20 protein-coding genes are annotated in these 24,000 nt (G+C 62.3%); 8 read left to right on the forward strand and 12 right to left on the reverse strand.

What is annotated here, in order from left to right; genetic code table 11:
* Positions 1–67 precede the first annotated feature (67 nt).
* From DLD99_RS27270 to ilvD, 4 genes are all read left to right on the forward strand, one after another.
* On the forward strand, positions 68–1,141 hold the full coding sequence (locus tag DLD99_RS27270) for a SagB family peptide dehydrogenase (protein ID WP_114886126.1): 1,074 nt from the start codon (positions 68–70) through the stop codon (positions 1,139–1,141).
* Positions 1,138–2,094: a diiron oxygenase gene (locus DLD99_RS27275; RefSeq protein WP_114886128.1), complete on the forward strand. Its 957-nt coding sequence runs from the start codon at positions 1,138–1,140 to the stop codon at positions 2,092–2,094. Before DLD99_RS27270 ends, DLD99_RS27275 begins: the two co-directional genes overlap by 4 nt.
* Positions 2,087–3,319 (forward strand): multidrug effflux MFS transporter, encoded by a 1,233-nt coding sequence (locus DLD99_RS27280; RefSeq protein ID WP_114886130.1) that lies wholly within the window; start codon positions 2,087–2,089, stop codon positions 3,317–3,319. The genes DLD99_RS27275 and DLD99_RS27280 overlap by 8 nt, the downstream gene beginning before the upstream one ends.
* 255 nt (positions 3,320–3,574) lie before the next feature.
* A complete protein-coding gene (gene ilvD / locus DLD99_RS27285) occupies positions 3,575–5,416 on the forward strand; it encodes a dihydroxy-acid dehydratase (RefSeq protein ID WP_064380052.1) in 1,842 nt (613 codons plus the stop codon).
* 61 nt (positions 5,417–5,477) lie between these two features.
* On the opposite strand, the gene DLD99_RS27290 is transcribed toward ilvD, so the two are convergent.
* Positions 5,478–6,533, reverse strand: coding sequence for an HAD family hydrolase (locus DLD99_RS27290; protein WP_114886132.1), 1,056 nt, complete (start codon positions 6,531–6,533; stop codon positions 5,478–5,480).
* Positions 6,534–6,774: 241 nt separating this feature from the next.
* On the opposite strand from DLD99_RS27290, the gene DLD99_RS27295 reads away from it, so the two are divergent.
* Positions 6,775–8,166: an L-cystine transporter gene (locus DLD99_RS27295; RefSeq protein ID WP_114886134.1), complete on the forward strand. Its 1,392-nt coding sequence runs from the start codon at positions 6,775–6,777 to the stop codon at positions 8,164–8,166.
* Between the two features lie 40 nt (positions 8,167–8,206).
* Here DLD99_RS27295 and DLD99_RS27300 read toward each other — a convergent pair whose 3' ends face one another.
* On the reverse strand, positions 8,207–8,719 hold the full coding sequence (locus DLD99_RS27300; RefSeq protein WP_114886136.1) for a dihydrofolate reductase: 513 nt from the start codon (positions 8,717–8,719) through the stop codon (positions 8,207–8,209).
* A gap of 85 nt (positions 8,720–8,804) precedes the next feature.
* Between DLD99_RS27300 and DLD99_RS27305 the strand changes: the two genes are divergently transcribed.
* Positions 8,805–10,178 (forward strand): DUF2868 domain-containing protein, encoded by a 1,374-nt coding sequence (locus DLD99_RS27305; protein WP_114886138.1) that lies wholly within the window; start codon positions 8,805–8,807, stop codon positions 10,176–10,178.
* Positions 10,171–11,547 (forward strand): GTPase/DUF3482 domain-containing protein, encoded by a 1,377-nt coding sequence (locus DLD99_RS27310; protein WP_114886140.1) that lies wholly within the window; start codon positions 10,171–10,173, stop codon positions 11,545–11,547. Before DLD99_RS27305 ends, DLD99_RS27310 begins: the two co-directional genes overlap by 8 nt.
* Positions 11,548–11,556: 9 nt before the next feature.
* On the opposite strand, the gene DLD99_RS27315 is transcribed toward DLD99_RS27310, so the two are convergent.
* The 7 genes from DLD99_RS27315 to DLD99_RS27345 all read right to left on the reverse strand — a co-directional run bounded on the left by DLD99_RS27315 (position 11,557) and on the right by DLD99_RS27345 (position 20,511).
* Positions 11,557–12,114: a phosphonate degradation HD-domain oxygenase gene (locus DLD99_RS27315; RefSeq protein ID WP_114886142.1), complete on the reverse strand. Its 558-nt coding sequence runs from the start codon at positions 12,112–12,114 to the stop codon at positions 11,557–11,559.
* Positions 12,114–13,247, reverse strand: coding sequence for a TIGR03364 family FAD-dependent oxidoreductase (locus tag DLD99_RS27320; RefSeq protein ID WP_114886143.1), 1,134 nt, complete (start codon positions 13,245–13,247; stop codon positions 12,114–12,116). The genes DLD99_RS27315 and DLD99_RS27320 overlap by 1 nt, the downstream gene beginning before the upstream one ends.
* A gap of 146 nt (positions 13,248–13,393) precedes the next feature.
* Positions 13,394–14,419 (reverse strand): putative 2-aminoethylphosphonate ABC transporter substrate-binding protein, encoded by a 1,026-nt coding sequence (locus DLD99_RS27325; protein ID WP_114886145.1) that lies wholly within the window; start codon positions 14,417–14,419, stop codon positions 13,394–13,396.
* Positions 14,420–14,467: 48 nt separating this feature from the next.
* Complete coding sequence (locus DLD99_RS27330; RefSeq protein WP_114886147.1) at positions 14,468–16,192, reverse strand: putative 2-aminoethylphosphonate ABC transporter permease subunit; 1,725 nt, start codon at positions 16,190–16,192, stop codon at positions 14,468–14,470.
* Positions 16,192–17,268, reverse strand: coding sequence for a putative 2-aminoethylphosphonate ABC transporter ATP-binding protein (locus tag DLD99_RS27335; protein WP_085709030.1), 1,077 nt, complete (start codon positions 17,266–17,268; stop codon positions 16,192–16,194). The genes DLD99_RS27330 and DLD99_RS27335 overlap by 1 nt, the downstream gene beginning before the upstream one ends.
* A 107-nt stretch (positions 17,269–17,375) precedes the next feature.
* Positions 17,376–18,239 (reverse strand): LysR family transcriptional regulator, encoded by an 864-nt coding sequence (locus tag DLD99_RS27340; protein WP_114886149.1) that lies wholly within the window; start codon positions 18,237–18,239, stop codon positions 17,376–17,378.
* Positions 18,240–18,255: 16 nt separating this feature from the next.
* Positions 18,256–20,511: a heavy metal translocating P-type ATPase gene (locus tag DLD99_RS27345; protein ID WP_114886151.1), complete on the reverse strand. Its 2,256-nt coding sequence runs from the start codon at positions 20,509–20,511 to the stop codon at positions 18,256–18,258.
* 84 nt (positions 20,512–20,595) lie between these two features.
* On the opposite strand from DLD99_RS27345, the gene cadR reads away from it, so the two are divergent.
* Positions 20,596–21,045 (forward strand): Cd(II)/Pb(II)-responsive transcriptional regulator, encoded by a 450-nt coding sequence (cadR, locus tag DLD99_RS27350; protein WP_065258904.1) that lies wholly within the window; start codon positions 20,596–20,598, stop codon positions 21,043–21,045.
* Positions 21,046–21,171: 126 nt separating this feature from the next.
* On the opposite strand, the gene DLD99_RS27355 is transcribed toward cadR, so the two are convergent.
* The 3 genes from DLD99_RS27355 to DLD99_RS27365 form a co-directional block, all read right to left on the reverse strand.
* Positions 21,172–22,143 (reverse strand): thymidylate synthase, encoded by a 972-nt coding sequence (locus tag DLD99_RS27355; protein ID WP_114886153.1) that lies wholly within the window; start codon positions 22,141–22,143, stop codon positions 21,172–21,174.
* 50 nt (positions 22,144–22,193) lie between these two features.
* Positions 22,194–23,009: a prolipoprotein diacylglyceryl transferase gene (gene lgt, locus DLD99_RS27360; RefSeq protein WP_065258902.1), complete on the reverse strand. Its 816-nt coding sequence runs from the start codon at positions 23,007–23,009 to the stop codon at positions 22,194–22,196.
* A gap of 96 nt (positions 23,010–23,105) precedes the next feature.
* Entirely contained in the window at positions 23,106–23,888 is a 783-nt protein-coding gene (locus DLD99_RS27365; RefSeq protein ID WP_085709026.1) for a sulfite exporter TauE/SafE family protein, read from the reverse strand.
* Between the last annotated feature and the right edge of the window lie 112 nt (positions 23,889–24,000).

Raw genomic sequence — 24,000 nt, forward strand, 5'->3', positions numbered from 1 at the left:
GGGCGCTGGGTATGCCGGCTACCCAGCGCCTCTGGCAAAACACTCATCCAGAGCAGCGTGCCCCAACATGCATATAAATCCTTATTTATTCATACTGCCACGAACGTCCGGCCAGATAGTCTGGAACTACAAAGACCATACTCAGCACGAACTTGATTTCGAATACTCTTCTCGACTGGCACAACTTATTCACGAGCCAGCTTTATATGACAGCGACAACACTATAGACACGCAACTTCTAAATGCCGGAATACTGACTTCTACAAAAATCGCAGCGCCGGCCTGGGGCTGGGATGAACTGTCCAGGATCTACCATATCGGCACCCGGAATATTCCCTGCGAACACACGCCCCGAAATATTCAGGAATGGTCCAGGCAATACCTCGAACACTGCAACACCGTGCTTGCCACTTCGCCTCCGGCCGATGTCCCTGTGGACACCGCCCCGAACGCACTCATCGCCCTGCCCGCACCTCTGGCACTGAATGACGACAGCCTGTCGGGTTCACTGATCCAGCGAAAGACCTGCCGATCCTTCACTGGCGCCCCCCTGTCGCTGGACGATGTCGGCACCTTGCTATACCTGTCCCTCGGTTACCTGCGAGAACGCGAAGCCGACTGTGACGACAGCATCGCCGAAGGTCTTGGCGCGCGGCGCGGCAGCCCTTCAGGGGGCGGTCTCAATGCCTGCGCCGGGTTTGTGCTGGTGCAGAACGTCGACGGACTGCCACCCGGCATATACGCCTATCACCCGGCGGAACACGCCCTGAGCTTCATAAATCCCTGGCCCGACACAGCACTGGGCAATCTGCTGGGAGGCCAGCACTTCATCAATAACCTGCCACTGGGCCTGTTCATCACTGCCCGCTTCGACAGGCTCTGGTGGAAATACCCGCACTCGCGCGCCTATCGAATGGCATTCGTCGAAGTCGGGCACCTCTCGCAGACGTTTCAACTGGTGGCCACGGCCCTGGGCATGAACACCTGGCTGACCGGTGCGTTTTCCGACGACGAGGTCGAGAGTTTGCTGCAACTCGAGAACAGTGCGGAGCAACCCTTGTTCTTCGTCGGTTGCGGGGAAAGCGACGGTCAGGCGATGTGCCAGGAAATGCGCGATCTGCTGCGTGAGACGCAAGCATGAGCCCTCTCTCCCAAGCCCCGGTCTTCGAGTTTTCGCTGGGCGACTGGAACACTCGCGCTTCAGTGCGTGCCAGTGCCCACGATTACCGCTTGCCTAATGACGTAGCGCAACAGCTGGAAACCCGTCACTGGTTCCCGCCGGCATTTCTGCCCTACCTCGCCCACCCGGCCATCGAAGCTGCGGGCCGCTCGGTGGTGCACCGGCTCACGGCCAATCATCTGGTGCACTTTCTCGATTACACCACCCTGCTCGAACACCGCATCGTCAATCGCGCCGTGGAAGTCATCGTCCACGGCGAATTGCCGGTCGATGTTCCGCCCCCCATGAAAACCGCCGCGCTGCAGCTCTACACCGATGAGGGCTACCACGCCCTGTTCTCCCATCAGGTCGCGGAACAGATCGCCGGGTTCTACGGCATCACCGGGCGCCCGGTGATGCCCAGGCGGATCACTCGCATGATCAGGCTGATCGACGAAACCCTTCCGGAGCAGCGACCGCTGACATGGTTTCTGCTCGGCTTCGTCTCGGAAACCATCATTGCCCGGGAACTGCTCGACGTCTGCCGGGACAGCCTGGTGTCCGGGGTCAACGACATGCTGCGCGACCACCTCACCGACGAGGCGCGACACAGTCGCTACTTCACCGAAGTGTTCCATTACCTCTGGCTGCATCTGGTACCGCAGCAACGAGCATTCGCCGCAACCACCCTGCTCGAGATCTTCGGGATTTTCTTCGAAACCGATGAACAGTGGCTGCGGCAAAGTCTGTGCGATGCCGGGATTGCCAACGTTGCCGTGCTGGAAATACTCGACAGCCTGACAACACTGCAAGCCTCCCGACGACGTGCCCGGACAGGCAGCATCGCCACATTGAATGCACTGAAGAAAGCCGGATTTTTCGCCGAACCTTACAACCAGATACTTTTCGCCAGGGCGGGATTGATCGATGGATAAAGGAAAATCCGGGGTGACGACCCGACAGCGTCGCGGGGCCGTCAGCCTGTTGCTGGCGATGGTGTTGCTGGGTGTTTTTCCGCTGGATGTCGTGCTGCCTTCGTTTCCGGCGCTGGCCGAACACTTTCGCAGCACCCCGGCCGACATCGCGCTGTCCATCAGCCTATTCGCCGTCGGCATCGCCTTCGCCCAGTTGCTGATCGGGCCGCTGTCGGATGTGATCGGGCGCAAAGGCCTGTTGCTCGCCGGCATGAGCGTTTCAATGCTCGGTGCCCTCGGCTGCGTGATGACCACCGACTATTCGCTGTTCCTGATGTTCCGGGTCGTGCAGGCACTGGGTTGCGGTTGCTTCGTGCTGTCCCAGGCGCTGGTCCAGGACCTGTTCGAAGGCAAGGAACGCGATCGCCTGCGAATCCTGATGGTCACCGCCGGCGGGATTTTCATCTCGGTATCGCCTCTTGTCGGTACTTTCCTGCAGGCGACACTGGGCTGGCGTGGCAGCTTCTGGGTGTTCATCGCATTATCGGCCGTGGTACTGCTCAAGGCCTGGCTGTTTCTGGAAAACAGCCGACCGACCACCCGTGGCACACGCACGAACTTCCTCACGGTTTACCGACGGGTGCTGGGAGATTTCGACTTCGTCGGCTACTGGCTGATTTCGGCCTTTGCGTTCGCCTGCCACTTTTCATTCATCGTGATCTCGCCACTGATCTTCATGGACCGGCTGCAATTGTCCGCCTACGAGTTCTCGTTGATCCTGCTGATCTACGGTGCGGCTTACGTCACCGGAGGCATTCTCGCCAGCGTGCTGAGCAGGCGCATCAGCAGCGGCCAACAGATGGTCGTCGGTCTGAGCCTGATCCTGTTCGCCGGCGTGACCATGTTGTACCTGTCGTCGAGTTTTGCACTGGCACCGGCAACCGTGCTGATCCCGATGCTGATCTGCACCGCCGGCACCACCATTGCCCGGCCGGCTGCCACCTCCCGGGCCATGAGCCTGTTTCCGGACAACGCCGGCACCTCGGCCTCGGCCGGCAGCACGATCATCTTCATCTGCGGCGGGTTGATCAGTGCCTTGATCAGCCTCAGCCCGGCCAATCTGCAATCCACCCTGGGTTACGCCTTTGTCTTGCTCAGCGGTGTGGCGCTCGCGCTGAACAACCGGATCAGCCGTCGCGCCAAAGTCCTGCAAACCGGTGCCATCGCGCAACCGAGTGGTGATTAAACCCGCCGGTCGTCATTCCGCACGCGGCATCAGCACTGGAACAACGTTTTGCGCCATTCCCTCCTGACGCCAGCGGTGTAGAATCGCGAGATTCATCGCCATTCATCCCCGGCGGGTTTATGAGCTCAGGCTGAGACCAGCGGCGATCCCGCAACGTCATCGGCAACTTCAGGACACACGGCCATTTCTGAGTGTTCCAGACGTCAATAGAAGCTCACTCCCTTTTGATACCTGATTAGCCGCCCGGAGTGCTCCATGCCAGATTACCGCTCGAAAACATCCACCCACGGCCGCAACATGGCCGGCGCCCGCGCACTGTGGCGCGCCACCGGGATGAAGGATGACGACTTCAAGAAGCCGATCATCGCCATTGCCAACTCCTTCACCCAGTTCGTACCGGGCCACGTACACCTGAAGGATCTGGGCCAGCTGGTTGCCCGTGAAATCGAACGCGCCGGTGGCGTGGCGAAAGAATTCAACACCATCGCCGTGGACGACGGCATCGCCATGGGCCACGACGGCATGCTGTATTCGCTACCGAGCCGCGAGATCATCGCCGACTCCGTCGAGTACATGGTCAACGCCCACTGCGCCGACGCCATCGTCTGCATCTCCAACTGCGACAAGATCACCCCGGGCATGCTGATGGCCGCCCTGCGCCTGAACATCCCGGTGATCTTCGTCTCCGGCGGCCCGATGGAAGCCGGCAAGACCAAACTGGCCAGCCACGGTCTCGACCTCGTCGACGCCATGGTCATCGCCGCCGACTCCAGCGCTTCTGACGAGAAGGTTGCCGAGTACGAGCGCAGCGCCTGTCCAACCTGCGGTTCGTGCTCCGGCATGTTCACCGCCAACTCGATGAACTGCCTGACCGAAGCCCTGGGCCTCGCATTGCCGGGCAACGGTTCGACCCTGGCCACCCATAGCGATCGCGAACAGCTGTTCCTGCAGGCCGGCCGCACCATCGTCGAACTGTGCAAACGCTACTACGGCGAGAACGACGAGTCGGTACTGCCGCGCAACATCGCCAACTTCAAGGCGTTCGAGAACGCGATGATGCTCGACATCGCCATGGGCGGTTCGACCAATACCATCCTGCACTTGCTGGCCGCCGCCCAGGAAGCCGAGATCGACTTCGACCTGCGCGACATCGATCGTCTGTCGCGCAAGGTGCCGCAGCTGTGCAAGGTCGCGCCGAACATCCAGAAGTACCACATGGAAGACGTGCACCGCGCCGGCGGCATCTTCAGCATCCTCGGTTCGCTGGCCCGTGGCGGCCTGCTGCACACCGACCTGCCGACCGTGCACAGCCGCAGCATGGAAGAGGCCATCGCCAAGTGGGACATCACCCAGACCGACGATGAAGCCGTGCACCATTTCTTCAAGGCAGGCCCGGCCGGCATTCCGACGCAAACCGCGTTCAGCCAGTCGACCCGTTGGGAAACCCTGGATGACGACCGTGAAAACGGCTGCATCCGCAGCTTCGAGCACGCCTATTCGAAAGAAGGCGGCCTGGCCGTGCTGTACGGCAACATCGCCCTGGACGGCTGCGTGGTGAAAACCGCCGGTGTCGACGAGTCGATTCACGTCTTCGAAGGCAACGCGAAGATCTTCGAAAGCCAGGACAGCGCCGTGCGCGGCATCCTCGCCGACGAAGTGAAGGAAGGCGACATCGTCATCATTCGCTACGAAGGCCCGAAAGGCGGCCCGGGTATGCAGGAAATGCTCTACCCGACGTCGTACCTGAAATCCAAGGGCCTGGGCAAAGCCTGTGCCCTGCTGACCGATGGCCGTTTCTCCGGCGGTACGTCCGGCCTGTCCATCGGCCACGCTTCGCCAGAGGCTGCGGCCGGCGGCGCGATCGGTCTGGTGCAGGACGGTGACAAGGTGCTGATCGACATTCCGAACCGCTCGATCAACCTGTTGATCAGCGACGAAGAACTGGCGGCACGCCGTGTCGAGCAGGACAAGAAAGGCTGGAAACCGGTCGAGAAGCGTCCACGTAAAGTGACTACCGCCCTCAAGGCCTACGCCCTGCTGGCCACCAGCGCCGACAAGGGTGCGGTGCGTAACAAGGCCATGCTCGACGGCCTGTAAGGGTCAAATCGCAGAAACAAAAATGCCCCGCCAAGTGCGGGGCATTTTTTTGCCTTGAGGCTTACTGAATCTCTTCCGGCTTCACGATCACCCAGTTCTTGTCCGCCGTCACCGGCAAACCTTCTTTCGCCTGGGCCGCCGCGTGCTTGGCCATCATGCCGTTGAGCTGGGTCATGTATTTGTCCTTGCGGTTGACCCACAAGTGAATGCCGCCCTTGGCCACGTCGACGCTGTGGAACAGCATGTAGCCGTCGCTGCTCGGGGTGTCGCCGCCCACCAGTACCGGTTTTTTCCATTCGTCGATGTAGGTCAGGATCGCCGCATGCTTGCCGGCCATCCAGGTCGCCGGGGTCCACAGGTACGGGGTCAGTTCCAGGCCGAGGTTGGCCTTCTCGTCATACTTGCCGGCAGTGATCTGCTTGCGTGCGGTGGTCAGCTCACCGGTCTCGCGGTTCTTCAGCAAGGTGGTAACACCGATGACGTTCTGCGGTTTGACGTTGTAGCCGTACTTCGGATCGGCCGCGACCATACGCACCAGTTCTTCGGAGGCGGCGGTCATCACGTAGACCTCGATGCCGTTCTCCATCAGTTTGTTGTACAGCTCGGCCTGACCGGTGAAGACTTTCGGCGGCTGCACGTCGATGTTCTTCACCACATCGCCTTCGTAATAGGTCGCCGGCACCGGTTTGCCCGAGGCCATCAGTTCGTCGACGTAACCTTTGAGTTCCTTGAGGGTGAAGCCGGAGAACACCTGCGCCACCCATGGGTAGCAGACCATGTCGTCGACTTCGCAGAGGCGGTAGTAGTAGCTGAACAGGCTTTCCTTGTGGTCGGCGGTGTCCTTGAACGGGATCAGTTTCAGCGACGGGTCGAGCTTGTCACGGGTGATCAGGCCCTTGTTTTCCATGAACGGCAGCAGCGACTCTTCGAGGTCGTAGCGGTAACTGGTGTTGTCCATGTCGAACACCGCGTAGTTACCCTTGTTGGCGTTGGCCGCGATCATCGCGTCCAGTGCCTTGGCCTGGTCCGCCGGCCAGTGCTTGAGGTCAGTGGCGAACGCTTGGCCAACAAGGCCGAAGCAGAGTGCGGCAGCCAGCAATTTAGGTGCGAACTTCATTCTGCGTTTCTCCCCGATTGAAAGAGATCGACGCTAACAAATCAGTGTGACAGTTACCGTCTGTCAGCGACCGTCCACGTCCCTTTTGCGCCAACTGCATCCCCGAGAGCGACACCCGCTTATTCCAAAAACGACGGACGACCTTTGATTTCGGTATTAAATCATTGGAAATCAAACTGTTAGGCTTGCCGGTTCGCAACAGCCCCGGAAGGTTGTTGGCACAGTCTTTTCTGGAGTCCTCATGAATCTGCCCCTGATTCTCAACTTGCTGGTGTTCCTCGCCCTGCTCTTCGGTCTGGCACAAACCCGCCACACCTCGTGGAGCCTGGCGAAAAAAGTCCTGCTCGCCCTGGTGCTGGGCGTGGCGTTCGGCGTCGCACTGCACACGATCTACGGTGCCGGCAACCCGGTGCTGAAAGCCTCGATCGGCTGGTTCGATCTGGTGGGCAACGGTTACGTGCAGCTGCTGCAGATGATCGTGATCCCGCTGGTGTTCGCCTCGATCCTCAGCGCCGTGGCCCGTCTGCACAACGCGTCGTCGCTGGGCAAGATCAGCTTCCTGACCATCGGCACCCTGCTGTTCACCACCGCCATTGCGGCGCTGATCGGCATCGGCCTGACCAACCTGTTCGGCCTGACCGCCGAAGGTCTGGTCGCCGGCACGCAGGAAATGGCCCGTCTGCAAACCATTCAGACCGACTACGCCGGCAAGGTCGCCGACCTGAATGTGCCGCAACTGCTGCTGTCGTTCATCCCCCAGAACCCGTTCGCCGACCTGGCGCGGGCCAAGCCGACCTCGATCATCAGCGTGGTGATCTTCGCCGCGTTCATGGGGGTTGCCGCACTGCAACTGCTCAAGGATGACGCCGAGAAAGGTCAGAAAGTGATCAACGCCATCGACACCCTGCAAGCCTGGGTGATGCGTCTGGTGCGTCTGGTGATGAAGCTGACCCCGTACGGCGTGCTGGCGCTGATGACCAAAGTGGTGGCCGGTTCCAACCTGCAGGACATCATCAAGCTCGGCAGTTTCGTGGTGGTGTCGTACGTCGGTCTGGGCCTGATGTTCGTGGTGCACGGCCTGCTGGTCTCCGCGGCCGGGATCAACCCGCTGCGTTTCTTCCGCAAGATCTGGCCGGTGCTGACCTTCGCCTTCACCAGCCGCTCCAGCGCCGCGAGCATTCCGCTGAGCATCGAAGCGCAGACCCGTCGTCTGGGCATTCCGCAATCGGTGGCAAGCTTCGCCGCGTCCTTCGGCGCGACCATCGGCCAGAACGGCTGCGCCGGCCTGTACCCGGCGATGCTGGCGGTGATGGTTGCACCAACGGTCGGCATCAACCCGCTGGATCCGCTATGGATCGCGACGCTGGTGGCGATTGTGACCTTGAGTTCGGCCGGTGTGGCGGGCGTAGGTGGCGGCGCGACCTTCGCGGCACTGATCGTGCTGCCGGCCATGGGCTTGCCGGTTTCGCTGGTGGCGTTGCTGATTTCGGTCGAGCCGCTGATCGACATGGGTCGTACGGCGCTGAACGTGAGCGGTTCGATCACCGCTGGCGCGATTACCAGCCAGGTGATGCAGCAGACCGACAAGGCCCTGCTGGATGCCGATGAGCATGCGGAGCTTGCTCAGGCTTGATTGAAGCTGTGGCGAGGGAGCGTGCTCCCTCGCCACGGATTCAGGCTTTTTCCCAGACTTCGAAGTGGTAAGCCGGTTTGTCGCCCTCAGCCGGATTCGGCACATTCGACACCAGTTTCCACTGGTTCAGATCGAACTCCGGAAACCACGCATCGCCTTCCGGGCTCAGCGCAACACGGGTCAGATACAAGCGATCCGCCTGCGCCAGCCCTTGCGCATACAGTTGCGCCCCGCCAATCAGCATCAACTCGTCGACGCCCTGCTCTTTCGCCCATTCTTCGGCGCGAACCACGGCGGCTTCCAGCGACGGGTAGACTTCCGCCCCTTCCAGCACCAGATCCTGCTGACGGCTGACTACGATGTTCAAACGGCCCGGCAATGGACGACCCAGCGAATCCCAGGTCTTGCGACCCATGATGATCGGCTTGCCGAGCGTCGTGGCCTTGAAGTATTTGAAGTCCCCCGGCAGGTGCCAGGGCATGCTGTTGTCGACGCCGATCACGCGGTTTTCACCGAGGGCTGCGATCAGGCTGAGGGGGAGTGATTTAGTCATGCCGGCGAGGATACCAGAGCCGCGCTTACCCCGATAAGCGCCACAGCGGTTATGCTCACGGCTCAATCAAGCATCGGGATGCCGCGTGACTGAACTGACTCCACTGCAAAACCTCTGGCTCACCGAAACCGTGCGCCTGCGCGAAGAACACGCAGGCCCGCTGGACGATCAGGAAGCCAATCGCCTGGCCCGCGCGGCCGGCGGCGATCTGCCGGGACGCATTCAACGCCGTGCCCTGTGGCTGGCCGAGCGCGATGGTCTGACCTCGGCGCTCAAGCACTGGCTGCAAGGCGCGCGTCTGGCGCTGGTGCTGCTGACGATCTTCGCGGTACTGAGCGGCGCAGGTCTGGCCTTCGCCGCGTTGGGCCAGACGCCGGTCAATGTGTTCTGGGCCCTGGGCAGTCTGCTCGGGCTGAATCTGATTTTGCTGTTGAGCTGGGCGTTGGGGCTGATCTTCGCTGGTGAACACGGCGCTACTCTTGGCCGTTTGTGGCTGTGGCTCAGTGAAAAATTCGCCCGCGACGCCAAGGCTGGGCAACTGGCGCCGGCCCTGCTGTTGATGCTGCAACGAAAGAAACTCAATCGCTGGGCGCTCGGTACGCTGGTCAATGGCCTGTGGTTGCTGGCGATGTTCAGCGCGCTGGTTTTGCTGCTGACGCTGATGGCGACCCGACGCTACGGCTTCGTCTGGGAAACCACGATTCTCAGCGCCGACACCTTCATCAACATGACCCAGGCCCTCGGCGCATTGCCGGCGCTGCTGGGTTTCAACGTACCGACCGTGGACATGATCCGCGCCAGCGGCGACATCGCGCTGAACATCGAAAGCGCCCGCCAGGCCTGGGCGACCTGGCTGGTCGGCGTATTGGTGGTGTACGGCGTGCTGCCGCGTCTGCTGCTGGCGCTGTTTTGCTTCTGGCGCTGGAACAGCGGCAAGGCTGCGTTGCGTCTGGACCTGAACCTGCCCGGCTACGCTCAACTGCGCGAACGCCTGATGCCGACCAGCGAACGCCTCGGCATCACCGACCCCGAGCCTGCGCAATTGCACCGCGTCGAAAGCACGGTCGGCGAACTCGCCAGCGATGGCGCGTTGCTGGTGGCGATCGAACTCGACGATCAACACCCGTGGCCACCTACGCTGCCGAAAAACGTCAGCAACGCCGGCATCCTCGACAGCCGGGAATCGCGCAACAAACTGCTCGAACAGCTCAGCCGTTTCCCGCCGGCGCGTCTCGCGATTGCCTGCGACCCACGGCGCTCGCCGGATCGCGGCAGCCTGGCACTGATCGCCGAACTGGCGCGCAATGCCGCCGCGACCCGGGTCTGGCTGTTGCAGGCGCCGCAAGGACAGGCGCTGGACGCCGAACGCCTCGGTGACTGGCACGTGGCGCTGCAACAGCTGGAGCTGCCGTTCGCCGATTGCGCCCCGTTGAACTGGCTGGAGCACGGACATGACTGATGCCTGGAAAGCGCCGCTGAAACTGGCGGTGGTCGGCCACACCAACGTCGGCAAGACGTCGCTGTTGCGCACCCTGACCCGCGACGTCGGCTTCGGCGAAGTGTCCCATCGGCCGAGCACCACGCGGCATGTCGAAGGCGCGCGGCTGTCGGTGGATGGCGAGCCGTTGCTCGACCTCTACGACACACCGGGCCTGGAAGACGCCATCGCCCTGCTGGATTTTCTCGAGCGTCTGGAACGCCCCGGCGAACGCCTCGACGGCCCGGCGCGGCTGGCACGGTTTCTCGACGGCAGCGAAGCACGCCAGCGTTTCGAACAGGAAGCCAAGGTGCTGCGGCAACTGCTCGACTCCGATGCCGGCCTGTATGTGATCGATGCCCGGGAACCGGTGCTGGCCAAGTACCGCGATGAACTGGAAGTGCTGGCCAGTTGCGGCAAACCTTTGCTGCCGGTACTGAATTTCGTCAGCAGCGCCAACCACCGCGAGCCGGACTGGCGTGAAGCACTGGCGCGTCTCGGCCTGCATGCGCTGGTGCGTTTCGACAGCGTCGCCCCACCCGAAGATGGCGAGCGGCGGCTGTATGAAAGCCTCGCACTGTTGCTGGAAAACGCCCGCCCTCAGCTCGAACGGCTGATCGCCGATCAACAAGCCCAACGCCTCGCCCGCGAGCAAAGCGCCGCACGCCTTATCGCCGAATTGCTGATCGACTGCGCCGCATGCCGACGCAGTGTGGCGAGCAACGCCGAACAGGAACAACAGGCCATCAGTGAACTGCGCAAAGCCGTGCGCCAACGCGAGCAGAAATGCGTCGAAGCGCTGCTCAAGCTCTACGCTTTCCGCCCGCAAGACGCCGCCGCCAGCGATCTGCCGTTGCTCGACGGGCGTTGGGGCGACGACCTGTTCAACCCGGAAACCCTCAAGCAACTCGGCGTGCGGGTTGGCGGCGGAATTGCGGCCGGTGCAGCCGCCGGTGCGGGGGTGGATTTGCTGGTGGGCGGCATCACCCTCGGCGCCGCCGCCCTGGCCGGTGCAATTGCCGGCGGCGCCCTGCAAACCGCCCGCAGTTATGGCAATCGTCTGCTGGGCAAGATCAAAGGGCAGCGAGAACTGACGGTCGATGACAGCGTGTTGCGCCTGTTGGCTCTGCGTCAGCGACAACTGCTGCAGGCGCTGAATGCCCGGGGTCATGCGGCACTGGACAGCATTCAGGTGGCAACGCCGCAGGACAAGACCTGGCGCGAAGGCAAGTTGCCCGAGGCTTTGGGCAAGGCCCGGGCGCATCCGCAATGGTCTTCGCTCAATCCGCATCCGAAGCTGAATCAGGCTGAGCGGCAGGAGCAGATTGAGTCGTTGGCTGGAGATTTGTAGCAGCTGACCTCAGGCCGCCAGAACCCGCGCCGCTTTGTCTTTCAGCACGCCCAGATCCATCACCGGCACCGCCATCTCCTTCGCCAGTTCATCCCACTGGCGCATCCGCAGACTGACGGCACACAGCGGATCCTGTTCGAAAGCAACGGCTTCAGCCTCAGTCATCACCCCGCCCTGATATTCCAGGGTGCGGCGGCTGGCCTCGCTCAAGCGTTCGTAATAACCCGGCTCCCTGAGCGTCAGATAGCGCTTGGCCTGGACGTGATATTCCACCAGCCGCGCCAGGCGCTCGCTGAATCCGGCCTCACGCAAATAGTCGGCACCGAGGCGCTCGTGACTGACCACGCCGTAACCGCCCATGTTCTCCGCGCCTTCGGCACACAAGTGGCCGATGTCGTGGAAGAACGCAGCGAGCACCACTTCATCGTCGAAGCCTTCGGCGATGGCCAGTTGCGCCGCCTGGGACATGTGCTCGATCTGCGACACCGGTTCGCCGATGTAGTCGCTGGCGCCGAACCGTTCATAGAGGCCGAACACCCGGTCAATGACTTGCTCGTGATTCAACATCAACGCTCTCCAAAAAGCTGTGCAACATTGCGCTCGGCCATGGCCGGGCCGACGCTCATGCCGACGCCGCTGTGCATCAGCGCCACGCTCAGCCCCGGCGCCGGACGCAGGAAGGAAAACGGTCCCGGCCCCCGGGAACCATAGACACCCTGCCAGCGCTCGACCACTTGCACCTTGCAGCCAAGGGTCTGTTCGGCCAGTTCGAGCATCCAGTTGTCGACCTGCTCGGCGTTGAACGGTGACGGATCGCTGCCGTAATGGTGCGAGTCGCCGATGATCAGTTCGCCATAAGGGGTCGGGCTGATCAGCAGGTGAATGCCGTTTTCCTGCAGGTGCGGTTGCTCGCGCAGGATCTGCGCCTGTACCGCCGCCGCTTCCGGCAAATCGGCGAAGGCGCCGTAATGCACGCAGCTGAGGCCGGTGAGCAGAGCGTGTTGCAGGTTCAGGTCGATCTGCGGCCGGGCGCGGAGCATTTGCAGGCGGCAGATCTGCGGGTCGAGGGCAGCAATCGGCTCGGCCAGCAGGGTCTGATAATCGTGGCCGGAGCAGACGATGATCTGCTCGGCGGTGAAGATCCCGGCGGTGCTGTGCAGGTTCCCCGGTTCGACATCGCGTACCAGCGTCGAGAAGTGAAACTCGACGCCGAGTTCGCGGCGCAGGTATTCGATCAGCGCCGGAATCGCTTCCCGGGAATACAGCTGTTGATCGTCCATGCCGTGCAGTGCGGCGCGGTGATGGCTGAACTGGCCGCCATACAGATCACGCAACGCGGCACCGCGCAGCAGTTCGACGCGGTAGCCGTGCTCCACGGCGCGCCCGGCGCAGAAGGCTTCGAGCAAGTGCTCTTCGGCCTCGGTGCGAGCGAACAAGTACGAACCGTTGCGCTTGAGTTGCAGACCGGCGAGCTGCGCCCACTGACCCCAGATTTCGCGGCTGGCCTTGGCCAGTTCGAGCATCGGGCCCGGTGTCTGGCCGGTGACCAGTGCCTGGCCGAAGTTGCGTACCGAGGCGCCAATAGGCGTGGCAGTGCGCTCGAAAACCGCGACCTTGAGACCGCGCCGGGCGGCGGCATAGGCGTGGGACAGGCCCAGAATGCCGGCGCCGACGATCAGCAAGTCTTTGTGTTGTGTCATTGAGAAGTGCTCTGAATGAGAGGCCACTTTCGCGAGCAGGCTCGCTCCCACAGGGGATTTTTGGCGCACACAAAATTTGCGTTCACTGAAGATCCAATGTGGGAGCGAGCCGGCTCGCGATGGGCCCCTGTCAGTCGATGAAGATCTTACTTGGCGACCACTTTCTCGGACTTGCCGTCATAGCGCTTGCGCCATTCGGTCAGGATCTCGTCGCGGTTCTTCGAAGCCCAGGCAAAGTCGTTCTTGATCAGGCGCTGTTCATAGTCGGCCGGCAGTTCGGTCTGCGGCTTGGCGATGCCCGGCTGAGCGAGGACGGCGAAGTTTTCCTTGTACAGATCCATCGCCGGGGCGCTGGCGGAGAAGTCGGCCAGTTTTTTCGCGGCTTCTTCATGCGGCGTGCCTTTGATCACGGCAGTCGCTTCGATCTCCCAGCCCAGGCCTTCCTTCGGCAGGATGATGTCCAGTGGCGCGCCCTGACGCTTCAGCTGAACGGCCGGGTACTCAAAGGAAATCCCGATCGGGAATTCGCCAGCGGCCGCCAGTTTGCAAGGCTTGGAACCGGAGTGAACGTACTGGCCGATGTTCTGGTGCAGACCGTCCATGTAGGCCCAGCCCTGTTTCTCGCCGAAGGTTTGCAGCCAGGCGCTGACGTCGAGGAAACCGGTGCCGGACGAGGCCGGGTTCGGCATCACGATCTTGCCTTTGTACTCAGGCTTGGTCAGGTCCTGCCAGCTCACCGGCTTGGTCAGGCCCTGCTTCTCGGCCTCGACGGTGTTGAAGCAGATGGTCGCGGCCCAGACGTCCATGCCGACCCAGGCTGGCGGGTTGGCGGCGTCGCGGTAGTTCGCTCCGATCTTGCCCAGGTCCTTCGGCGCATAGCTTTGCAGCATGCCTTGCTGGTCGAGAATCGCCAGGCTCGAAGCGGCCAGGCCCCATACCGCGTCAGCCTGCGGGCGATCCTTTTCGGCCAACAGTTTGGCGGTGATGATCCCGGTGGAGTCACGCACCCACTTGATCTCGACATCCGGGTTGGCCTTTTCGAACGCAGCCTTGTAGGCAGTCAGTTGCTCGGCTTCGAGGGCGGTGTACACCGTCAACTCGGTTTTTGCCGCGAAGGCATTCAGGCTGAAAGTAGCGAGCACAGCAGCGGCCAGGGCCATAGGCTTGAACATGATCGTTTTCCTGTCTTTTGAGTTGAGGGGGAGTTGAACGGGATGGAATCAGTGGCCCGGCGCCGTTTGCCGCCAGGCCTGGGAACGGCGCAGCAAGCCGCGCGAAGCCCACGCCAGCAGCAAGGAAACGCCCGCCGAGGTGAACAGAATCAGGGTCGACATCGCCGCCGCGCCGCCGACGTTGCCGGCGTCATCCATGTTCAGCACCGCCACCGCCGCGAGGATGGTGTCGGGGCTGTAGAGGAAGATCGCGGCGGACACGGTGGTCATCGCCGAGACGAACAGGTAGCGCACGATGTCCAGCAGCGCCGGCAGGCAGATCGGCACGGTGACCTTCAGGTAATGCCGGTATAGCGGTGCTTTCAGCGACAGCGCAGCGGCTTCGAATTCGGCGTCGAGTTGGCGCAACGCTGTGGTGGCGGTCATCTGCGCAGTGGTCAGATAGTGAGCAATGGTGCAGACGATCAGCAGGGTCATGGTCCCGTACAGCACGTGCAGCGGGTTGCCGGTGAGGTTGAAGAAGAAGACATAACCCAGACCCAGCACCAGCCCCGGCACCGCCATCGGTACGAAACTGAGCATGCGCAGTGTCAGATTGAGGCCGCGCTGGCTGCGGGTCTTTTCCATCAGGTAGGCGCCGGTGAAGATCAGCACGCTGCCGATCAACGCCGTGCCCAGGGCCATCTTCAGACTGTTGCCGTAGGCCAGCCAGCCACCCCCGGCGGTTTCGTTGAACTGGTAATGATTGAGCGACAGCGACAGGTTATATGGCCAGAACTTCACCAGCGACGAGAACACCGCCATGCCGAACACCAGCAGCAACGCCGCGCTGATCAGCAGGACGATGGCCAGATAACAGGCGTCGCGCTTCTTCGACGGCGCCGGTTTGAACACCTGGGCGCGGCCGCTCATGGAGTCGCCGTGACGACGACGCAGCCAGGCATCGACGCCGAAGCTGAACAGCGCCGGCAGCAGCAGAACCATGCCGATCAACGCACCGCGACCGAATTGCTGCTGGCCGACCACCGCTTTGTAGGCTTCCAGCGCCAGCACTTGGTAGTCGCCACCGACTACCACTGGCACGCCGAAATCGGTGATGGTCAGGGTGAACACCAGACAGAACGCAGCGAACACAGCCTGGCGAGTTGCCGGCCAGGTGATGCTGCGGAAGGCTTTCGCAGGACTGGCGCCCATGCTCGACGCGGCGTCGAACAGTCGTGCATCCGCCAGCGACAAGGCTGACAGCAAAATCATCAAGGCGTGTGGGAAGGTGTAGATCACCTCACCCAGAACAATCCCCCAGAAACCATAGATGTTGTCCGACAGCAGCCCGCGCAACATGCCCTGATTGCCGAACAGATAGACCAGCGCAATCCCCGGCAGCATCGATGGCGCCATCAGTGGCAGCAGGGAAATCCCGCGCCAGATGCCTTTTGCCGGAATCAAGGTGCGCTGCAAGGCGTAGGCAAACAGGTAGGCCAGCGGTACGACGATGGCCGCGACGCTGAGGGAAACTTTCAGGCTGTTACCGAGCAACCAGTGGAAATTGTCGCTGGTCACCAGCTCCTTCGCCGCCAGCCAGCCACCGCCCTGCCCGGCTTCGCTGCTGAAGCCGCGCCAGAAGATCGCCAGCAATGGCAACAGCACCGCCACACCGAGCAGCACCAGCAGCAGGAGTTTGCCGCCGAGGACGAAGATCCGGTCGCCGACCTCGGCCCCGGACACCTGCCGCGCCTGCTTTTGCGGTAGCGGCAGTGCGAGGTTGCTGTTCATCAGGCAAACACCTGCAGGCTGCGCGGTGGCAAGGCGACCATGATCTGCTGGGCGCCGAGGCGCGGCATGGCTTCCGGCGCCAGTTCAGCAAGCAAGGCATGACCGGGCAATTGATCGAGCTCGAAGCTCATGCGGCAGCGGTTGCCGAGGAAAGTGATCTCGCGGACCTTGGCCGGGAACAGGTTTTCTTCGTGCACCAGCGGATTGACGTTGATCGCTTCCGGGCGGCAGAACAGCCGGCCCGACGGGCTGTGGACGCTGCCGTCGGCCAGACGCAGGTTCATCCCGCCGACCTTGGCGTGGCTATCGCTGCTGCGCTGGAACGGCAGCCAGTTGCCCTGGCCGACGAACTCGGCCACGAACGGCGTGGCCGGGCGGTTGTAGATTTCCTGCGGGGTGGCGTACTGCTCGACCTTGCCGTTGTTCATCACGGCGATGCGGTCGGCCATCAGCATGGCCTCGTCCTGATTGTGGGTGACCATCAGGGTGGTGATGCCGAGGTTGCGCTGCAATTGGCGCAGCTCGGTGCACAGATGCTCGCGGACCCGGGCGTCGAGGGCCGACATCGGTTCGTCGAGCAACAGCAGCGACGGCGCCGGCGCCAAGGCACGGGCCAGTGCCACCCGTTGCTGCTGGCCGCCGGACAACTGGCCCGGGTATTTTTTCTCACTGCCGCTGAGGCCGACCAGTTCCAGCATCTGACCGACACGACGACGCACTTCATCGCGACCACTGCCGGCGAGGCCGTAGGCAATGTTCGCTTCGACAGTCAGATTGGGGAACAGCGCATAGGACTGGAACAGGATCCCGTAGTCCCGGGCCTGGGGCGCGAGGTGGGAAACATCGCGATCGCCGAGGTACAACTCGCCGCTGTCCTGCTTCTCCAGACCGGCGATGCAGCGCAGCAACGTGGTCTTGCCACAGCCCGACGGGCCGAGCAGACACACCAGCTCACCGGCCGCGACATCGAGGGAGACGTTATCCAGCGCCGTGAAGGCGCCGAAGCGCTTCTGCACGCCGCGCACTTTCATCGGAGCGCCGGGGTTGGTCAGGGCAGTTGCGATTGCAGGGTTCATGGACAGGCCTCATCAAGCAGATGAGACGAATCCTAGAGTTGTAATGCGTCGGTCATATGGCAACGAGGCAAAAACGACCGATAGTGGTATTCAGGGATTTTGGTTGATCACGCCGGAGACATTTCCTGCGCCAGCCCGAGAAACGCTGCCGGCAAGCGGGCGTTCTTGCGTTCCTTGAGGCAGTAGAGGTATTCGGGGATCTGCGGCGCATTTTCGAGGGTCAGCACCCGCAATTGCGGATCGTGCGGCACTTCCTGGCGGGCAATGATGCTGATGCCGATGTTGCGCAGCACCGCTTCGCGGATCGATTCGCGGCTGCCGATCTCCAGCAACGGCCCGAAACTGACCCCGGCACCGGCCAGCAAGTCTTCGGTCAGGCGACGGGTGGTCGAGCCCGGCTCGCGCATCAACAGGGTATGCCCGGCCAGCGCGTTCAGCGTGACATGGTCGTGCGCCGCCAGCGGATGATTGCGATGCACCGCCAGCACCAGCGGATCGCTGCCGAGCACCCGGCGGATCAGCCGCGCATCGTCGAGCAATTGCGATGACGCCGCGACATCCACCCGGTAGTCCTCCAGCGCTTCCAGCACTTGCTGTGAATTGCCGATTTCCACCGACACTTCCACCTGCGGCAAGCGCTCGCGGAAGGTCTTCACCAGATCGAGGATGTAATACGGCGCCGTGGCGGCGATGCGCAGCGTGCCCTGAACCTGGCCGCTGTTGCGCAGGAAGAACTCGATGTCGGCCTCCTGCTGCAGCAACGCCTTGACCATCGGCAGCAGCCGCGCGCCTTCATCGCTGACACTCAGCCGTCGGCCACCACGGTAGAACAGCTCCACCGAATACTGGCTTTCCAGATTGCGGATCTGGGTGGTTACGGTCGGTTGGCTGAGGCCGAGCTTTTTCGCCGCCAGCGTAATGCTGCCCAGACGGGCCACCATGTAAAACGCTTTCAGCTCGGCACTCAGCACAACCGTCCCTCTTCCTCTATTTGCGCAACAGGCGCAAACCGTTGAACACCACCAGCAGGCTCACGCCCATGTCGGCAAACACCGCCATCCACATGGTGGCGAGCCCGGCGAAGGTTACCCCAAGAAAGATAGCCTTGATCACCAATGCCAACGCAATGTTCTGTTTCAGGATGCTGGCCGTGTTGCGGGACAGGCTGATGAACGCCGGAATCTTGCGCAAATCGTCGTCCATCAGGGCGACATCGGCAGTTTCAATTGCCGTATCGGTGCCGGCTGCCGCCATCGCAAAACCGATCTCGGCCCGCGCCAGTGCCGGCGCATCGTTGATGCCGTCGCCGACCATGCCGACTCGACGGCCCTGCGCGTACAGGTCCTCGATGGCTTGCAGTTTGTCGGTCGGCAACAAGTCGCCCTTGGCCTGATCGATCCCGACCTGCGCCGCAATCGCCTGAGCGGTGTGGACGTTGTCGCCGGTCAGCATCAGGGTTTTCACGCCCAGATCGTGCAACTGGCGGATCGCCTCGCGGCTGGTTTCCTTGACGGTGTCGGCCACGGCGAACAGTGCCAGCGGGCCGGAGCTGTCGAGCAGCAACACCACGGACTTGCCCTGTTTCTCCAGCGCGAACAGTTTTTCTTCCAGTTGCGGCGAGCACAGGCCCAGCTCTTCCACCAGTCGGTGATTGCCCAAATGGTAGGCCTGACCGTTGACCTCACCCTTCACACCGCGCCCGGCCAGGGCTTCGAAGTTATCCACGACCAGCGGCGCGAAACCTTTATCCACAGCGGCATTGGCGATGGCCAGCGACACCGGGTGATCGGAACGCCCGGCCAGCGCGGCGGCAATGGCCGGGGCCGTGGCATCGGCGGTCGGGTCGAGGGACAGGTAGTCGGTCTGCACCGGTTTGCCGTGGGTGATGGTGCCGGTCTTGTCGAGGGCCAGATAGTCGAGCTTGAAACCGCCCTCCAGGTACACGCCGCCCTTGACCAGAATGCCTTTGCGCGCCGCTGCGGCGAGGCCGCTGACGATGGTCACCGGGGTGGAAATCACCAGTGCGCACGGGCACGCAACCACCAGCAGCACCAGCGCGCGGTAGATCCAGTCGAACCACACGGCGCCCATGAACAACGGCGGGATGATCGCCACGGCCAGGGCCAGAACGAAGACCACCGGGGTGTAGATTTTCGAGAACTGATCGACGAAGCGCTGGGTCGGTGCCCGCGCGCCTTGCGCCTGTTCCACGGCGTGGATAATTCGCGCCAGAGTGGAATTGTTTGCCGCTGCGGTCACTGTGTATTCCAGCGAGCCGGCCTGGTTGATGGTGCCGGCGAACACTTTGTCACCAATGGTTTTTTCCACCGGCAGGCTTTCGCCGGTAATCGGCGCCTGATCGATAGTCGAACTGCCGCTGACGACTTCACCGTCCAGCGCGATGCGCTCGCCGGGTTTCACCCGCACCCGGGCGCCGAGATCGATGCTTTTCACATCAAGTTCGACCCATTTGCCGTCCGCCTGCAACACAGTCGCCTGCTCCGGCGTCATCTGCATCAAACCGCTGATGGCGTTGCGTGCGCGATCCAGCGAGCGCGCTTCGATCAGCTCGGCCACGGTGAACAGGAACATCACCATCGCCGCTTCCGGCCACTGGCCGATCAACACCGCACCGGTCACGGCGATGCTCATCAGGGCGTTGATGTTGAGGTTGCGGTTCTTCAGGGCGATCCAGCCCTTCTTGTAGGTGGTGAGGCCGCCGCTGAGGATCGAGATCAGCGCGATGATCGCCACCACCCAGGTCGGGGCAGCGCTGGTGAAGTGGATCACTTCGGCAGCGAGTGCACCGACGCCGGACAGCGCCAGCGGCCACCAGTGTTTTTTCACCGGGACGGCGGCCGGGGCATCAACGCCCGCCTCCAGCGGCTCGGCCTGCATGCCGAGGGATTTGATCGCGTCGATGATCGGCGCGGTGTCCGACAGATTGTGGGTCACGCCGAGCACGCGATTGATCAGGTTGAACTCCAGCTGCTGGATCCCGGCCAGTTTGCCGAGCTTGTTCTGGATCAGCGTCTGCTCGGTCGGACAGTCCATCGCTTCGATGCGGAAACTGCTCAACCGGGCGTCGGCGCTTTTCGCCTCGCTCAGTTGAATCAGCGACGGGGCTGCGGCTTTTGATGCACAGCAGGAATCAGCGCCGTGGTCGTGTTTATGCACAGGCTGCAATTTGTGGCTGTGGTCGTGTCCCGCGTGGGATTTGTGGGTGTGCTGGGAATCGCTCATTGGTCGCGTCCATGAAGGTGCCTGTTGCCAAGTAAAGACCCTGTAGCCACTATAGGGTCAAGCACCCTTTTGGAGATTGCCGTCATGAAGATCGGAGAACTGGCGAAACAGACCGATTGCGCCGTGGAAACCATCCGCTACTACGAGCGCGAAAACCTGCTGCCGGAGCCGGCCCGCAGCGACGGCAACTACCGCGTCTACACCCAGGCCCACGCCGAGCGCCTGACCTTCATCCGCAACTGCCGCACCCTCGACATGACCCTCGAAGAAATCCGCAGCCTGCTCGCCTTGCGCGACAGCCCGCAGGATCAGTGCGAAAGCGTGAATGCGCTGATCGACGAGCACATCCAGCACGTCAAGGCGCGGATCGACGGGTTGCTGGCGTTGCAGACGCAACTGCTCGACCTGCGCCAGCGTTGTGGCGAAGGGCCGGAGGCGGATCAATGCGGGATCTTGCAGCGGCTGGAAGTGAGTGGCGGGGTTGTCGCAACCGAAATCGAACATTCCCATGTAGGCCGCAGCCACGGCCATTGAGACCACCCCAAAACACTGTGGGAGCTAGCCTGCTAGCGATAGGGCCATCAGATTCAACAGTGAAGTTGACTGAAAGTCCGCTATCGCTAGCAGGCTAGCTCCCACAGGGGTATTGCTTGATGCCTGTCAGACCGCCATCGGCGCAGTCATCGGCGCATGGTGCTCGTAGCCTTCCAGCGAGAAGTCGCCCGGTTCCACCAGCTCCAGCCATTCCGGCTGGTACACACCGGTCTTGGCGAACTCCGGCACACGATCCGAAATCTTCAGCTTCGGCATGGCGAACGGCTCGCGCTTGAGCTGTTCGTTGAGCATGTCGAGGTGGTTTTCGTAGACGTGGGCGTCACCGATGAAATAGGTGAACCAGCGCGGCGTGTAGCCGGTCAGGCGACCGATCAGGCTCAGCAGCGCGGCGCCTTCGGTGAGGTTGAACGGCGTGCCCAGACCCAGGTCGTTGGAGCGGATGTAGAGGGTCAGAGAAATCTCTTTGGTCTCGACATTCGGGTGGAACTGGTACAGCAGATGGCACGGCGGCAGGGCCATTTCATCGAGCTGGGCGCAGTTCCAGCCGTGGAACAGTATGCGGCGGCTGCCCGGGTCCTTGATGATCGTGTCGACGCACTGGCGCACCTGATCGATGGCTTTGTACAACACCACGTAGGCCTGGCCGTCTTCTTCGCCCTGGGCAATCTGCTTGTAGCCGTTGCTCAGGGTTTGTTCGATGGCGGCGGTGTTGCTCAGCGGGATCTGCTTGTACGCCGGCCATTTGCGCCATTGCACACCGTAGATTTCGCCGAGGTCGTCTTCGCCCTGACGGAACGGGTTGGCCAGCCACTGGGCGTTTTCGTTGGCGTTCTGATCCCAGACCTTGCAGCCCAGCGCACGGAATTCGGCGGCGTTGTTCACGCCACGCAGAAAGCCGCACATCTCGCCGATGGCCGATTTGAAGGCCATCTTGCGGGTGGTGATCGCCGGGAAACCTTCCTGCAGATCGAAGCGCAGCATGGCGCCCGGAAAGCTGATGGTGTTCACGCCGGTACGGTTGGCCTGTTTGGTGCCGTTGTTGATGACGTGCGACACCAGATCGAGATATTGCTTCATGAGTTACCTGTGTCCTTGAGCCCCGGCCAACTGCGCCGGGGTTCGAATATTTAAGCTGTCGGTGCAACCGGCGCCGACGGGGCACGGCGGTAGGCCAGCCAGATCAGGAACAGCCCGCCGATGATCATCGGTACGCAGAGGATCTGACCCATGGTCAGCCAGTTCCAGGCCAGGTAGCCCAGTTGCGCGTCCGGCACGCGGACGAATTCGACGATGAAACGGAAGATGCCATAGAACAGAGCGAACATGCCCGAGACCGCCATGGTTGGACGCGGCTTGCGCGAGAACAGCCAGAGGATCAGGAACAGTGCCACGCCTTCGAGCGCGAACTGATACAGCTGCGACGGGTGACGCGGCAGTTGCGCCGGGTCGCTGAACGGCGGGAACACCATGGCCCACGGCACGTCGGTGGCCTTGCCCCACAGCTCGGCGTTGATGAAGTTGCCGATACGCCCGGCGCCCAGACCGATCGGCACCATCGGTGCGACGAAGTCCATCAGCTGGAAGAACGACTTGCCGTTACGCTTGCCGAACCACAACGCCGCCAGCATCACGCCGATGAAGCCGCCGTGGAACGACATGCCGCCCTTCCACACTTCGAAAATCAGCGTCGGGTTGGCGATGTAGGCGCTCAGATCGTAGAACAGCACATAGCCCAGCCGCCCGCCGACAATCACCCCCATCGACAGCCAGAACACCAGGTCGGAGAGTTTCTCCTTGGTCCAGGTCGGGTCGAAACGGTTGAGCCGGCGCGACGCCAGCAGCCACGCACCGCCGATGCCGACCAGATACATCAGGCCGTACCAATGGATTTTCAGCGGACCGATGGCCAAGGCCACCGGGTCGATCTGCGGGTAAGGCAGCATTGCGACTCCTCGTTAGAGTTCAAATCTTCAAAATTCCCGGGCGACGCTGCCACCTCAGGATTAAGCCAGGATTGTGGCCTGCTCGGAACAGACGCCTCAGAACAGAAAGCTCAGCCCCACGCAGAACAGCAAAGCGGCGAACAGCCGTTTCAGCAACTTCGGCGACAACTTGTGCGCCAGCCGCGCGCCGATCCGGGCGAACACCATGCTGGTCAGCGCAATGCCCAGCAGCGCCGGCAAATACACAAACCCGAGACTATGGGCCGGCAGCAACGGATCATGCCAGCCCAGAATCATGAAACTTATTGCACTTGCCAAGGCGATCGGCAGGCCACAGGCCGACGAAGTCGCCACGGCCTGCTGCATCGGCACGCTGCGCCAGGTCAGGAACGGCACGGTCAGCGAGCCGCCGCCAATGCCGAAAATCGCCGACGCCCAGCCGATCACACTGCCGGCCACGGTCAGACCGAGTTTACCGGGCACCGTTCGGCTGGCCTTGGGTTTGACGTCCAGCGCCAGCTGCGCCGCGATCACCAGGGCGAACACACCGATGATCTTCTGCAGGTTGGGCCCGGAGATCGCTTCAGCGGTCAGCGCGCCGAAACCGGCACCCAGCAGGATCCCGACGGTCATCCAGGCGAAAATCGGCCAGCGCACCGCCCCGCGTCGATGATGTTCACGCACGGCGTTGACCGAGGTGAAGATGATCGTCGCCAGCGACGTGCCGACAGCCAGGTGGGTCAGGATCGACGGATCGAAACCCTGCAAGGTGAAACTGAACACCAGCACCGGGACGATGATGATCCCGCCGCCAACCCCGAACAGCCCCGCCAGTACGCCTGCACAGGCACCCAGCGCCAGATAGAGCAGAAATTCCATGACTGCCTCCAGAGGCGCATCCCAAAACCGGAGCGGCATGGTAACGGATGCATGGCCTTCGGCTCCACTGGCGATGGATGCACGGACGATGTCTGCGTAGAGTGGGCAAAAA

Origin of the sequence: Pseudomonas kribbensis (assembly GCF_003352185.1) — a bacterium.
GTDB classification, from domain to species: Bacteria; Pseudomonadota; Gammaproteobacteria; order Pseudomonadales; family Pseudomonadaceae; genus Aquipseudomonas; species Aquipseudomonas kribbensis.